Below are 13,928 nucleotides of genomic sequence, written 5' to 3'. Positions count from 1 at the left end.
AATACCTGCCCCTGCTGGATGACCCCGAACACTTCGCCTTGTCGACAGCATCCAAACAGGCATGAAGGACGCGATCAGCCACACCTCAAACGACGAGATCCTCACCCAGACAACCGCGGACGCAGAAACCTCTCGCCGGATCGCCCTGGGCGCATTGGCGATAGGCGCGGTCGCCTTCGGGGCCGCCGCCATAGGCGCTTTGGCTATCGGAGCCTTGGCCATAGGCCGCATGCGCATCCTCGAAGCCCGCATCGAGAAGCTCTCCATCGGCACCCTGAAAGTCGACAAGCTCGAACTCCCCCCGGCGGACCTCTAACCCACTCCCGTCGTCCTTTCCCCGCCAGGATGCCGGGTGCCCCACCTTCGGCGCAGCCCCACCGCGCCTAAGGTGGGAGCCCATACCGCCCAAACGCTGCAACATCACCGCGCCAAAACCCTACCCCGCACCCAATAGGCCGCCGTCCCAAGACAAGCCACAACCCCAGCCAGCACCAACTCCCGCTCAAACCGCGCCCGCTCGAACAGGATGTAACAGAACCCCACCACCCCCACCAGCGCCGGCAACGGATACGCCCACATCCGAAACGGCCTCCGCAGCTCCGGCCGCCTCTTCCGCAGCATCACCACCCCCACATGCTGCAGCAAGAACTGCAAACAGATCCGCAGCACAACCAGCGCCGCCACCACATCCCCAAGCGAGAACCAGCAGAACACCAGCGCCATCCCCCCAAGCGCCAGCAGCGACACATACGGAAACCCCCGCGAAGGATGCAGCCGCCCGAACACATGAAAGAAGTTCCCATCCCGAGCCGCCGCGAACGGGATCCTCGAATACCCAAGTAGCAGCGAAAATATGGAGGCGAACGCCGTCACCATGACCAAAATGGCCGCAATCTTCCCCAGCAGAGGCCCTACCGAAGGCCCATACGCCGCCTCCATAAACGCCGACACCACCGCCCGCCGCGCCTCCACGCCCTGCGCCCCCAGCAGAGGCTGCCACGGCAACACAGCGAGCACCGCCATCTGCATCCCCAGGTAGATCAGCCCAACCGCCACAATCGAGATCAAAATCGCCCGGGGAATCGTCCTCTCCGGATCCTTGACCTCGCCCCCAAGGAACGTGACGTTGTAGTACCCCCAGAAGTCATACGTCGCCACCAGCATCGCCGACCCAAGGCCCAGGAAGAACCCGTGATCCAGCCGGAACGCCCCCGCCGGAAACGCGAACGCCTGCCCGATGTGTCCCTTGAGCAGCCCGGTAACAAGAATCCACGCAATTGTCCCAAGCACCACCACGCCCATGGCCGACGACATTCGCCCGATCGCGTCCAGCCCTCGATACAGCAGCGCCACCGCCACCACGACCGAGAGCATCGCAATCAGCGACCCCGGCCCAACCACCACCGACCCCGCATACGCCCCAAAGTGAAACCCATGCACCGCCGTATGCCCGCCCAGCTGCGGAAACAGGTAAGCCGCGTACTGCGCCAGCCCGATCGACCCAGAGGCCACCGAAAGTGGAGCCGAAACCATCAACTGAAAAAGAAACAGGAACGACAGCCACCGCCCCACCCGGCCCGGATAAATCACCCGCAGAAACCGGTACGTCCCCCCCGCCGCCGGAATCGCGGCCCCAAGCTCCGCCCAAACCATGCCGTCGCACAGCGCCAGCACCGCCCCGCAGATCCACCCCAGCATCGCCTGCGGCCCACCCATCGCCGCCAGGATCAGCGGCAGCGTAATAAACGGCCCCACGCCGATCATGTCCAGCATGTTCAGCGTGACGGCCCCACGCAGCCCAAGCGTCCGCGTCAGCCCCGAGTTGTCATGGGTCTCAATCCTCTGAGTCTAAGCGACGTCAGGAATTCGCCGTCGCTGCTGCTGTTCTGGTTGTCATTCCCGAAGGGAATCTGCGTCTGTCGTTGCCTGTCTCACCCTTACAGGCTTTTCACATAAGCAATCAGATCGTCCATGTCCTTCTCGGTCAGGATCTCTTTGAACGACGGCATCTTGCCCTTGCCATTCGTCAGGATCTCGTGAATCCCGGCAGGCGTCTTCCGCGGCTTCGGCCCCTTGGTCACGTGATACAGGCTCGGACCAAACCGCACCTCGCCCTCGGCCACCGAGTGGCATTGAAAGCACTTCTGCTGGAACAGATCTTCTCCAACCTTGGCGTCACCCGCCGGTGGCGCGGCTTCCTTCTTGGCCTGGCCATGCACAGCGTGGGAGGAAAACATCAGGGCAGTGGTGAGCAGGGCCGGCACGAGGTACTTGCGCATCATTTCCTCCCGAGGCGTTCGATAGGCCGATGTTCAGCCCCGAAGTCCGGATAGTTAGGTTTTGGTCGATTCGCCGCGTCAATTTCGCCGAACGGGGCACGCGAGTAGCGTATCAAAAAAACTCCATCTCAGTCTCCATCGTCCGCGCTATCGCGCCTTCGAGCCGCCGAAATCGCCCGACGCACCCCGCGGCGGCATGTTGAGGAGTCTCAAAAATCCTGTCAAGCCCCTATTTCTCGTAAACGACTGATAATAAAGAGAAAACTCGGTGTCCTTTTAGTTTCGGCTGGCTTGTTACAATTAACGTAGAAGGAAAAAGCCGGGGCGTTGAGCCTCGGCTTTTGTGTCTAACCCCTTTTATTACTAATATTTGCGGCCAAGTTTTTTGTTTAGAATAGTTTACAGCGATACATCGCGTGTATGCTCAAGCAAACAAACAACTTAGCCCAGGGCTATGGGAGGGGGGTGCCCCTAATCCCGGCTTCGCCGCCCGCCCATCAACTGCAGCACCGCAAGAAAGATGTTGATCGCGTCCAGGTAGATCGAGAGCGCAAGCGATACCGCCGAACGCCCATCGCCGCCCGCCCGTATGCGAGCAAAGTCGCCCACGGTCAGAAGTGTGAACACGCCAAGCGTCATCCACGAGTAAGCGTCTGGAGTCAGGAAATGGAAGAACATGGAAGCGATACCCGCCAGCATCAGCAGAAGAAGAGCCGCGAAGCCGATACCGGCAACCTTCCGGTAGTTAATCTGGAACAGGTACGCGAAGCAGCCCATCGCCGCCATGCCGAAGCCCGTCGTCGCCGCAGCCTGGAACACCACCTGCGACCCGATCGTCGCGACATACCGATGGATAATCGGAGCGATCTCCCAGCCCATGAAGTAGCTGAGTGCAATAAAGAGGCCCAGCGCCAGCCCAGGACTCGACTTCCGCGCGAAGTTGATCGCGAACACAAGCCCAAACACGGCGATCATCCCGACGAACATACCCCACGGCGGAGCCGTCGCAACCCCGGCCGCTGTCATCAAAAAGCCGAACGCGGTGATCGCAAGCACCTTCGACAGCAGCGAAGCAGTCTCTTCGCGGGGAACGTCGATGACGCCCTGATAGGAATTCATACCGTACTGATTCATCGCAATACTCCAATGGACCTCTCGAAGAGGTGCCGACATCTATTAGACGTAATTCTAGTCCCACCGATTCTCGCTCCAGAGCACGGGAAGAAACGTGAGAAATTAGTCAAATGGCGCCTTCGAACCTTCCGGCAACCGTGAACGTCCTCCGCCGCACCGTGGCTCTCGCCGCTCTTCTCGCCACAAGCGCCTTCGCCCAGAATCCTCTCGACAAGGCCGATCTCGCCCGCGAGCACGTTCATCCCTCCGAATATGTCCGCGAGATTCCCACGAACGAAGGCGTCGCAGCCCTCCAGCAATCTCTCGTCAAGCTCCGCACCCGCGCAAGCATCATGATGATCGTCGCGCATCCAGACGACGAAGACGGCGGAATGCTCACCACGCAGTCCCGAGGCCTCGGAGCCCGAACCGCGATGCTCACGCTCACGCGCGGCGAAGGCGGACAAAACGTCATGACTGGAGACTTCAACGACGCTCTCGGCCTGGAGCGCACGCAGGAGCTTCTCGCTGCGGACCGCTACGAAGGAGTCGACCAGTTCTGGGGAACCGAGATCGACTTCGGCTTCTCCAAGACCAAGGAAGAAGCCTTCTCCCAGTGGACGCACGAGCGCGTCCTCTACGACGCCGTCCGCGCCGTCCGTCTCTATCGCCCCCTCGTCCTCGCGGCAGTCTTCATCGGAGGAATCACCGACGGACACGGACAGCACCAGGTCTCCGGCGAGATCACCCAGGAAGTCTTCACCGCCGCAGGCGATCCTAAGGTCTTCCCCGAGATGGGCTTAGCTCCATGGAGCCCTCTGAAGGTCTACGCCCGCAACCCGACCTTCGCCATCACGCCCAAAGGCCTCTTCGACTACGCCACAGGACACTACACGCCAGCGAAGTTCTACAACTACGTCACGAAAGCCTGGTCGACCGAGACTCCGGCAACGAACGTGACCATCCATGAAGGCGACTACAGCCCGCTTCTCGGCATGACCTACCTCCAGTTCGCCCGCCTCGGTCTGGGCATGCAGAAGACCCAGAACGGTGGAATGGGCATCCCGCAGGCTGGAACCTTCGACGTCGCCTATCACCGTTACGGCTCGCGCATCCCGGCAGCGGACACCGAATCCACCTTCTACGACGGCATCGACACGTCCATCAAGGGCATCGCCACCCTCGCTCCGGGCGAGACGACCTTCCTCCCTCAGGCACTCACCGCCATCGAGGCCATCGCCGATCGAGCCGCAACCGACTTCCGCCCGCGGAACCCCTCCGCGATCGCCCCGACGCTGCGCGAAGGCCTCGTTGCCACCACGAACCTGATCGACAAGGTCGAGTCCAGCTCCCTGCCGAAGCTCCAGAAGGTCGACGTCACCCACGAACTCCGCGTCAAGCAGACGCAGTTCAACAACGCCCTCGTCCAGTCGCTTGGCCTGAGCCTCCGCGCCCAGCTTGCGCCCGCGGTCGAGATCACAGGCCCCTTCGCAGCCTTCCAGGACTCAGCCGACACAGCCATAACCGCCGTTCCCGGCGATACGGTCACCGTCAACATCCGCCTCGTCAATGGCAGCAACACACCCCTCACCGAGAAGGAAGCCCGTCTCACCACGACCTTCCCTGCCGAAAGCCCATCCGAATCAGCCTCGGCTGCGCTCCCCCAGAACACACCCCGCGACTCCCATCTCACCCTCAAGATCCCCTCTGACACCGAGCCAACACGCCCTCCGTTCCTCCAGCCCAACGCCGCCACCTCCCACTACGAGGTCGCCGATCCCGGTCTCCGCAACGCCTCCCTCGCACCCTTCCCGCTCACCGCGTGGGTCACAGTCGACTACGACGGGACGCCGATCCGCCTCGGACAGGTCGTCCAGACCGCTCACCGCGCCCCTGGACAAGGCGTCGTCTACGAGCCCCTCACGCTGGTCCCAGCCCTCTCGGTCTCGGTCAGCCCATCAGCCGGCGTCACACCGCTCACCGACAAGTCCTTCCCCCTCACGGCTCACCTAACCTCGAGCACCCGGAACTCGATCAACGGCACCCTCGCCCTGACTCTCCCGAAGGGCTGGACCTCAACCCCTGCCTCCGTTCCCTTCTCCCTGAACCACGAAGGTGAAGCCACCGGAATCACCTTCACCGTCACGCCCGACCGCGTGACGACGACGCCCTACACCATAACCGCCGTAGCCACCGCGAACGGCCACGAGTACCGTGAAGGCTTCCGCTCCGTGGGCTATCCCACCCTGCGCCCTGCGAACCTCTACCATCCTGCGACCTACGCAACTCGCGGCGTTGACGTCAAGGTTCCCGCCAATCTCCGCGTCGCGTATCTGGCAGGTACGGGCGATGAGATCCCCGACAATCTCGAGGATCTTGGCATCCACGCGACCCTTATCACCACCAGCCAGCTCAACCAGGAACATCTGCGCTTCTTTGACGTCGTCGTCCTCGGCGTCCGCGCCTACGCCGCGCACCCGGACCTTGCAACGATGAACCCGCAACTTCTTGCATACGCGAAGGCAGGAGGAGTCGTGATCGTCCAATACAACACCTCCCGATATGGCACCTCTGAGGCGCCCTTCGCGATCACCGTTCCCGGCAGTTCGGACCGGAACGTTGTGGTCGAGGATGATCCCGTCACCCTTCTGACTCCCGATGCTCCGGTGTTCAACTGGCCGAACAAGATCACCAGTAAGGATTTCGATGGCTGGATCGAAGAACGGGGACACGGCTTCGCCGCCACGTACGACCCGCACTACGAGGCGCTCACCGAAACCCACGATCCCGAACAGGAACCACAGAAGGGCGGACTCCTCTACGCCCGAACCGGCAAGGGAGCCTATGTCTACGTCGCATACGCCCTCTATCGCCAACTTCCCGAAGGCGTCCCCGGAGCGTACCGGATCTTCGCGAACCTGCTAAGCCTATCCCGAAATACGGCGACGGGTATCGAGCCAATCAATCCTGCTCCGTAAGGCAAGAACACGGATCAGTTCTTTCAGATCGATCTGACCACGGTCGCTCAAATGCGTAAATGAAATCCCGATGAGGTAACCGCGTTCGGATCGCCGGCGAACGACGCCCATCGCCCGAAAAACAACGTGGTAGCCTCTCAGGCAAGCTTCGACCGCCATATCGTCCTCGAAAATCGTCGCCTCGTAAAAACGGATCAGGCATCCGCCCATACTCACGTTCACGATCGACCCAATCACACGTTCGTTCCCGGAGCCAGGACCACCAACCTTCACCTCAGCCGAGTATTCGTAACGTGGATACCGCCTCTGTTCGCTCTTGAAAGGCATGCCTTACCCTGCAAACGATATCGGCGGCCTAACAGTCTTCTTGAGTCCCGATCAACCTTCAGCGGGCCAGCGCCGCAGCCTCAACCGGGGTATCTTCGACCGCGGACTCGACCCTCCGGGGAAACCAGCGATCCCGCAGCCTGAGCATCGGAAACTCAACAAGTTTTGTCATGAGCACGCCGAGCGCGATCCCAAGCAGAGGTTGAGCCATCGCGATAAAGATCGTTCCCGCTCTCTCCGGCAGCCCACTCGCGATGCGGATGACCAGCGAAGACGGCGCAACGTGCCACAGATAGATTCCGTACGAGTACAGCCCAATCCATGCCACCAACCGATAGGGCAGCGATCGCGCCACACCCTCACGATGGCGGTAGATCAGCATCAGCAAGCAAACTCCGATGAGATTCGCCACATCGATCGCGACTGAAAGCGACCACACCTGGTGAAGCTGCAGGCGGAAGAACCCGATAGCGAGCACGAGCATCCCGATCCATATCGCGCGCCATTCCTGTATCCGTTCGAACGTCTTCGGCCGCCAGTGGTACACAATGGCGATCATCACCCCGTAAAGAATGCCCTCGACCCGAGTGTGCGTCTGCGTGAAAAAGGGCCTCGCAGTGGCGAGCATGAGGCACCGAATCACTACAATGGCGAAACACATCAACCCAAGCGAGACGAACATGGATCGCATGCGCATCTTGACGCGCCAGGCAATCGCCAGCAGGAGCACAAGGAGAAGATAGGCGTGTTCCTCAATGGCAAGACTCCAGAGATGTGGAACGCCTTCATAGTAGTTCTGGATATTCAAGAAGCTGGGCCACATCACGCTCATTGAGCGATGGCCGGTCAGAACGACGAGCGAGAGGAACAGGTAATACTGCGGCCAGATCTTGAAGCCGCGACGAATCAGAAAACGCCGGCTGTCGACACGCCCTCGAACCTTCAACTCCTTGACCAGCAAACCGCCCACAAGAAAGCCGCTCAGAACGAAGAACACGTCAACGCCCACCCAGCCCAGTGGAGTAAATCCCAGCTTGGTGAATGGATACGAAAGAATCGGGTACTGTGAGTGGAAGTCGAGCACGGCCAAGATGGCGATACCACGTAGAAAGTCGAGCTCAATCTCTCGCCGTGGGCCACTCAAGACCTTTGCCTGCATCTTGAAAGTATAACGGCGCGTAACAAGTCGTCGGACAGGCTACTGAGGCCGCTTGCCCTGATCTTTAAAGCCCGCATCCTTTGAGGTTGTAGCCCCAGTCTTCGGGAAGTACCCGCTTCTGGTTCTGACGGAAAGCTTCCCTAGACCTCCACCCTTCGCCTCTACATGCACCTGACGGTAACCGCCGAGCGTTGGAGACTTCGTTGATCGGTACGCGATCGAGTACTGGGTCCGGATGTCTTGCGCCACCTCGGCTGCAATGGCATCAACTTCTTTCACGGACTTCGGGAAGTAAGCAGCGCCTCCCGTCTGCTCCGCCAGGGACTCCAGCACGCGCCTCGCGTGCCGAGCCTCACCCTTGTTCACATCCGCCCCGAAGAGCAGTCCCACGCAATAGATGACGGGACCATCCAGATCCTGAATTCTCCGGATCGTCTGTTCGAGCGTGGACGACGAGGCATTATCCTCGCCGTCCGTCACAACTAGAAGAACCTGCTTTGGATGCTTCGCGTTCTTGGAGAGATAATCCGCCGACGCGACAAGGGCGTCATAGATCGCTGTTCCGCCACTCGACTTCACATAGCTCAATCCCTGCTGGAGCTTGCTGATATCGTTCGTGAAATCCTGGTCAATGAAGGCCTCCCAGGAGAAATCCACGAGGAAAGCCTCGTCTTCTCGGTTTGACAGCTTCACAAAGTCGAGCGAAGCCTGGTCGACAGCCGCTCGCTTGTCGTACATAGACCCAGAACTGTCGATCAGGAGGCCGAGCGACACCGGAAGATCCTCATGGCGAAAGCCAGAGATGGTCTGCTGCACCCCATCCTCATAGACTTTGAAATCGTCCTTCTGCAGCGTCTGGATAGAGCGGCCACCCTGGTCCAGCACAGTGGCGTTCAGCGCGACTTCGTAGGCGTCCTGCCGGAGCGTGTATTTACCCCCGCTTCCCTGCACCTGCCCAAGCCCGACACCCTGCGCTCCCGCAGCTTCTTTTGGGACCACCGGATCAGGATCGGGCGACGGAGCGACATCGCGATCCACCGTCAGGGAAGGCTGCGATTCCGGCGTTCCCTGCTGGGCCCACCCTCTCGTTCCACCCAGAACGAGGAGACACAACAACGCTCGTCTCATGTTTCCCAAAAAGCGCAACCCGACTCCTCTACTGCGAAGGTGCATAGTACCCCTGACGATGATGCACCGTAAGCGGCGGAAGCCCCGGCGGAGGAACAAGCCTCACCTTCAATTTACGCCAGTTTCCGTCCTTCTTGACCTCGGATGGCTTGTAGCCGATCACGTATTCGTTGCGCAATTCCTGTGAGATGCGCGTTGCAATATCCCCGAGGTCTCCCAGGTCGCCGACCTTGAAAAGCCGCCCTCCGGTCATTTCGCAGACGTCCGTCAGGAGGATCGGCCCCATCTGCTCCTCCTGGGTTGGCGCGTACTGATCGAAGACGCCGATCGAATAGATCTGCACGTCGCTCTCACGAACCACGCGCCGCAGCTCCCCTTCGGTGTACCGGCTGCGATTGTCTCCACCGTCTGAAATGATCAGAAGCGCCTTGCGGTCGCGCTTTGCCTCACCCAGCTTATGTACTCCGAGGTAGACGGCATCGATGAGCGCGGTCCTGTTCTCCGGCTTCAGCATGACCATACGCGCCTCGACATCGTCCACATCCGACGTGTAGTCCACGATGACGGCCGGTCGATCATTAAATCCGACGACAAAGAACTCGTCCTGAGGGTTCGACGTCCTGAGGAACTCCGTCAGCGCCTTCCGTGCTCGCATGAACTTCGACTGCATGCTCCCGCTCAGATCAAAGATGATCCCGATCGAGATGGGTGTGTCATCGGTCGAGAAGCTCTTGATCACCTGGCCCATGCTGTTGTCGAAGACTTGGAAGTTCTCCTTCTCGAGTCCCGTCACCAGCCTTCCGAGCGGATCTGTCACTGTGACAGGAACCAGCACGAGGTTCGCGTCGACCCGCAACCTCGCGGTCCGCGTTGAGGTCGCCTTCCCGCCGTCCGGACCGAGCACCGTCGGGTTCACTTCCGCGGGCGTTTTCGGCGGAGGCGCCGGTACGGTCGAATTCACCTGTCCAAGAGGATTCTCCTGCGCCCAGATCGTTCCCGAATGGAGCCCCAGCACGCACGCCAACGCGACCGCTCCCAGCCATCCCCACCCCGATCTACATCTGCCATCCCACATAGAGGTCCCTGTGATGCGTCTGCTCTGATCATCAACACTCGATACGCGTCTACCAGTCATCTTCCCACGTACGATGCGCCGCTTTGCCCGGAGACTACACCACCGCGCCCTTCCGTTGCCACCACGCGACAAACATATGACATCTGTACGACAGCATGGTGACCATCATCTATCCGTTCGGTCAAAAGCCGCAGCTATCCTTACGACGCAACTAGCCTCAGCTGTCATACGCTTGAGAACGGTTTGCAGATGGCAAAGCGTCGCGTCTGCTCTCAGAGATCACCGCGACCAGCCGCCCGGAAGCTTCACCGTGTGATCCCCCAAGGCTTCCAGCAACATGGGACCAGCCTGCGACACGGAACCTGCGCCGAGCGTGACGATCACCGAACCTTCCTGTGCTCTCTCCGCCAGCCGAGCCACCGCCTCATTCATCGATCCGGCATACTCGATGCCACTCTTCCTCCGCGCAACTTCTGTCGCCAGCGCCTCGGCACTCACACCCGCCACGGGAGCCTCGCCGGCCGAGTAGATGTCGACTATCTGGACCGTATCCGCCGCCTCGAAGGCTCCCAGGAACTCCGCCCAGAGATCCCGTGTTCGCGTAAACCGGTGCGGCTGAAACAACACATGCACCTTACTGTAGCCGCACTCGCGCGCCGCCCGCAGCGTAGCCATCACCTCAGTCGGATGGTGTCCGTAGTCGTCCACGACCGTAACCCCGGCCGCAATCCCCTTCACCTGGAACCGCCGGTCGACACCCCGGAACGTACTTAGCCCAGCCGCCACCTTCTCAGGACTGATTCCCAACTGCACACCGATTGCCACCGCCGCCGCCGCATTCAGCACGTTGTGCTTCCCCGGCACATGGAGTTCGAACGGTCCGATCAGGAGCCCGTGGTAGTTGATCTCGAACCGCGAGTGGCAGCCCGGCACCTTCTCCAGCATTCGGATCTGAAAATCCGCATCCGTCGATTCGCCATAAGTATGCAGACGGCGTCTCACCCGTCCAAGCACACCCCGAAGCATTACGTTATCAACACAGGCCGTGATCGCTCCGTAGAACGGCACCTTGTCCATGAATTCGAGGAACGCCGCCTCCACGTCATCCATGTCCCGGTAACAGTCCATGTGCTCGCGATCAAGATTCGTGACTACAGCAAGCACAGGTGGCAGCTTCAGAAACGACCGGTCGCTCTCGTCTGCCTCGGCCACCAGATACTGCGAGCTCCCAAGCCGTGCGTTCGACCCAAGCGCATCCACGCGGCCGCCAACCACTACCGTCGGGTCGAGCCCCCCACCCGCCAGCACCGCAGCGATCATCGAAGTCGTCGTCGTCTTCCCGTGCATGCCAGCCACGGCGATCCCGTACTTCAGCCGCATCAACTCGGCCAGCATCTCCGCCCGTTGAATCACGGGGATCTTCCGCGCCCTCGCCTCGAGTATCTCGGGATTGTCCCGGGCCACCGCCGAACTCGTCACCACGACGTCGCTGGCCGACGCATTCTCCGCCCGGTGCCCTTCGAACACCGTTGCACCCAGCCCTTCGAGCCGGGCCGTCGCCGCAGACCGCCGCAGATCCGAACCCGAGACCGAGTAACCCATCGTCAGCAGGATCTCCGCAATCCCGCTCATCCCAATCCCACCGATTCCGATGAAGTGAATCCGCTGCGTCGACGCAAAGAGAAAATGGCCAGGCACAAACATCGTCAAAAGGTAACCCAATCAGAAGAAAGTCGCGGCCAATGAGCAGCCGCAACTCCACTCTACCAGCGCGAATCTACCCTATTGCCCCTGGGATGCTGTTGCCGAATCCCTACTCTTCCCCATCCTTCAACTTCGCCAGGACCCCAAAGTCTTCTAGAGTCGTTGTATCCCCGCTGACCGTGCCAGTCGTCGCCAGTTCCCGCAGCAACCGTCGCATAATCTTTCCGGACCGCGTCTTCGGCAGCATCTGGGTAAACCTCAAGTCATCCGGCCGAGCCAGCGCACCGATCTCCTTCGCCACCCACTGCCGCAACTCCTGCTTGAGGGCCTCACTTGGCTCATTGCCTTCCTCCAAGGTCACGAACGCGGCGATCGCCTGCCCTTTCATCTCATCCGGACGTCCGACCACCGCCGCCTCGGCCACCTTCGCGTGCGCCACCAGAGCCGACTCGATCTCCATCGTCCCAAGCCGATGTCCCGAGACGTTGATGACATCATCCACCCTGCCCATCAACCAGAAGTACCCATCCTCATCCCGCCGCGCGCCGTCACCGGCAAAGTAGCTCCCCGGAACCTCGGAGAAATACGCCTCCACGAACCGCGCGTGATCCCCATAAATCGTCCGCGCCATCGCGGGCCATGGCTTCCTCACCACAAGCAAGCCGCCCTGCCCTAGAGGCACCAGCTCACCTTCCTTCGTGACGACCTCCGCGACGACCCCGAAGAACGGCTTCGTCGCCGATCCAGGCTTTGTCGCTACCGCACCCGGAACGGGCGCAATCATATGCATCCCCGTCTCGGTCTGCCAGTACGTATCGACGATCGGGCATCGCTCCTTCCCGATCTCCTGGTAAAACCACATCCAAGCCTCAGGATTGATCGGTTCCCCCACGGTCCCAAGCAGACGCAGCGAATCCAACGAGTGGCCCTTCACATACTGGTCGCCCCACTTGATGAACGCCCGAATCGCCGTGGGAGCCGTGTAGAATACGCTTACCTTGTGCGCGTCGACGATCTTCCAGAACCGGTCGTTCTCCGGCCAGTTCGGAGCCCCCTCGTACAGCAGCACGGTAGCCCCACACTGGAGAGGCCCGTAAACGACATAGCTGTGTCCGGTGATCCAGCCGATATCCGCCGTGCACCAGTACACATCCTCATCCCGCAGGTCGAACACGTACTTGGTCGTGAGATAAGTGCCGACTGAGTATCCCCCCGTCGTATGCACGAGACCTTTCGGCTTGCCAGTGGTTCCCGACGTGTAAAGAATAAAGAGAGGATCCTCCGCATCCATCCACTCCGGCTCACACGTTGCCGAAGCCTTCGCGATCTCCTCATGCCACCAGAGATCCCGTCCCGGGACCATGTTCACCGGCGAGCCCGACCGCTGAAACACCACCACGTTTCGCACAGTCGAGCACTTCTCCATCGCCTCGTCGACGATCGCCTTCAACCTGATCTCGCTCCCGCGCCTATGGCTCGTGTCCTGCGTCAGCACTACAACACAGCCCGAGTCGTTCACACGATCCGAGATCGCATGCGCCGCGAACCCTCCAAACACAACCGAATGGATCGCACCGATCCGCGCGCAGGCGAGCAGCGCAATCGCAAGCTCGGGACACATCCCCATGTAGATCGCGACGCGATCCCCGCGCTGAACGCCTAGACCCTTCAGTACGTTGGCGAACTTCTGTACCTCGACCAGTAGCTCGCCGTACGTGATCTTCCGGATCTCCCCCGGCTCGCCTTCCCACAGCAGCGCCACAGCATCCCGCCGTGCCCCGAGCGCATGCCGATCCACGCAGTTGTGCGAGAGGTTTAGCTTGCCGCCGACAAACCACTTCGGTTCAGGGAAAGTCCCTTCAAGCACCGTCTCCCACGGCTCGAACCACTCCAGTTCTCCCGCCGCTTCACCCCAAAATGCCTCCGGCTCTTCGACGCTCTTCCGGTACATCGCCTCGTACTCCGCCTCGCTCTTCACATGAGCTTTGGCCGCGAACTCGGCGTTTGGAGCGAATACCCGGTTCTCCCGCAACAGGGAAGAAAAATTCTGCGTCGTGCCTGCATCAACCATCAAAACTCCTTCAGCAATCGGATCAGGGCTCAAAAATCCGTCCTCCGAAGGTATCGCATCGATACAACGACCATCAAATCTGTCCGCACGGAAA

Annotated in this window: 11 protein-coding genes; 2 read left to right on the top strand and 9 right to left on the bottom strand. The window is 60.6% G+C overall.

The annotated features are described in order from the left end of the window. The first annotated feature begins 61 nt into the window (after positions 1 to 61). Positions 62 to 316, top strand: coding sequence for a hypothetical protein (locus GRAN_RS19015; RefSeq protein ID WP_241655004.1), 255 nt, complete (start codon positions 62 to 64; stop codon positions 314 to 316). Positions 317 to 420: 104 nt separating this feature from the next. Here the strand turns inward: GRAN_RS19015 and GRAN_RS19010 are convergent, their stop codons facing one another. From GRAN_RS19010 to GRAN_RS19000, 3 genes are all read right to left on the bottom strand, one after another. Then, positions 421 to 1,797: an APC family permease gene (locus GRAN_RS19010; protein ID WP_277751243.1), complete on the bottom strand. Its 1,377-nt coding sequence runs from the start codon at positions 1,795 to 1,797 to the stop codon at positions 421 to 423. Between the two features lie 140 nt (positions 1,798 to 1,937). Continuing rightward, entirely contained in the window at positions 1,938 to 2,282 is a 345-nt protein-coding gene (locus GRAN_RS19005; RefSeq protein ID WP_128914618.1) for a c-type cytochrome, read from the bottom strand. Positions 2,283 to 2,750: 468 nt separating this feature from the next. Further along, entirely contained in the window at positions 2,751 to 3,413 is a 663-nt protein-coding gene (locus GRAN_RS19000) for a Bax inhibitor-1/YccA family protein (RefSeq protein WP_128914617.1), read from the bottom strand. Positions 3,414 to 3,523: 110 nt separating this feature from the next. Here GRAN_RS19000 and GRAN_RS18995 point away from each other — a divergent pair, with 110 nt between their 5' ends. Further along, positions 3,524 to 6,370, top strand: coding sequence for a PIG-L family deacetylase (locus tag GRAN_RS18995; RefSeq protein ID WP_128914616.1), 2,847 nt, complete (start codon positions 3,524 to 3,526; stop codon positions 6,368 to 6,370). On the opposite strand, the gene GRAN_RS18990 is transcribed toward GRAN_RS18995, so the two are convergent. From GRAN_RS18990 to acs, 6 genes are all read right to left on the bottom strand, one after another. Next, on the bottom strand, positions 6,320 to 6,697 hold the full coding sequence (locus tag GRAN_RS18990; protein WP_128914615.1) for a PilZ domain-containing protein: 378 nt from the start codon (positions 6,695 to 6,697) through the stop codon (positions 6,320 to 6,322). The genes GRAN_RS18995 and GRAN_RS18990 overlap by 51 nt on opposite strands. A 58-nt stretch (positions 6,698 to 6,755) precedes the next feature. Then, positions 6,756 to 7,841, bottom strand: a complete 1,086-nt coding sequence (locus GRAN_RS18985; RefSeq protein WP_161571060.1) for an acyltransferase family protein — start codon at positions 7,839 to 7,841, stop codon at positions 6,756 to 6,758. A gap of 54 nt (positions 7,842 to 7,895) precedes the next feature. Continuing rightward, on the bottom strand, positions 7,896 to 8,984 hold the full coding sequence (locus GRAN_RS18980; protein WP_128914613.1) for a VWA domain-containing protein: 1,089 nt from the start codon (positions 8,982 to 8,984) through the stop codon (positions 7,896 to 7,898). 28 nt (positions 8,985 to 9,012) lie between these two features. After that, positions 9,013 to 9,945 carry a VWA domain-containing protein gene (locus GRAN_RS18975; RefSeq protein ID WP_241655002.1) on the bottom strand — a complete coding sequence of 311 codons (933 nt, stop codon included), beginning with the start codon at positions 9,943 to 9,945 and terminating at the stop codon, positions 9,013 to 9,015. 393 nt (positions 9,946 to 10,338) lie between these two features. Beyond that, positions 10,339 to 11,763 (bottom strand): UDP-N-acetylmuramate--L-alanine ligase, encoded by a 1,425-nt coding sequence (gene murC / locus GRAN_RS18970; protein WP_128915101.1) that lies wholly within the window; start codon positions 11,761 to 11,763, stop codon positions 10,339 to 10,341. Positions 11,764 to 11,872: 109 nt separating this feature from the next. Further along, positions 11,873 to 13,834 carry an acetate--CoA ligase gene (gene acs, locus GRAN_RS18965; protein WP_128914611.1) on the bottom strand — a complete coding sequence of 654 codons (1,962 nt, stop codon included), beginning with the start codon at positions 13,832 to 13,834 and terminating at the stop codon, positions 11,873 to 11,875. Positions 13,835 to 13,928: the final 94 nt, after the last annotated feature.

This window comes from Granulicella sibirica, assembly GCF_004115155.1.
In the GTDB taxonomy this organism is placed as follows: Bacteria; Acidobacteriota; Terriglobia; order Terriglobales; family Acidobacteriaceae; genus Edaphobacter; species Edaphobacter sibiricus.
This window is presented reverse-complemented; position numbering and strand designations above follow the sequence as displayed.

Coding starts and splice junctions, on each gene's coding strand:
- GRAN_RS18990 (WP_128914615.1), bottom strand. CDS start 6,697: ATGCCTTTCAAGAGCGAACAGAGGCGGTATCCACGTTACGAATACTCG.
- GRAN_RS19015 (WP_241655004.1), top strand. CDS start 62: ATGAAGGACGCGATCAGCCACACCTCAAACGACGAGATCCTCACCCAG.
- GRAN_RS19005 (WP_128914618.1), bottom strand. CDS start 2,282: ATGATGCGCAAGTACCTCGTGCCGGCCCTGCTCACCACTGCCCTGATG.
- murC (WP_128915101.1), bottom strand. CDS start 11,763: ATGTTTGTGCCTGGCCATTTTCTCTTTGCGTCGACGCAGCGGATTCAC.
- GRAN_RS19000 (WP_128914617.1), bottom strand. CDS start 3,413: ATGAATCAGTACGGTATGAATTCCTATCAGGGCGTCATCGACGTTCCC.
- GRAN_RS18980 (WP_128914613.1), bottom strand. CDS start 8,984: ATGAGACGAGCGTTGTTGTGTCTCCTCGTTCTGGGTGGAACGAGAGGG.
- GRAN_RS18995 (WP_128914616.1), top strand. CDS start 3,524: ATGGCGCCTTCGAACCTTCCGGCAACCGTGAACGTCCTCCGCCGCACC.
- acs (WP_128914611.1), bottom strand. CDS start 13,834: ATGGTTGATGCAGGCACGACGCAGAATTTTTCTTCCCTGTTGCGGGAG.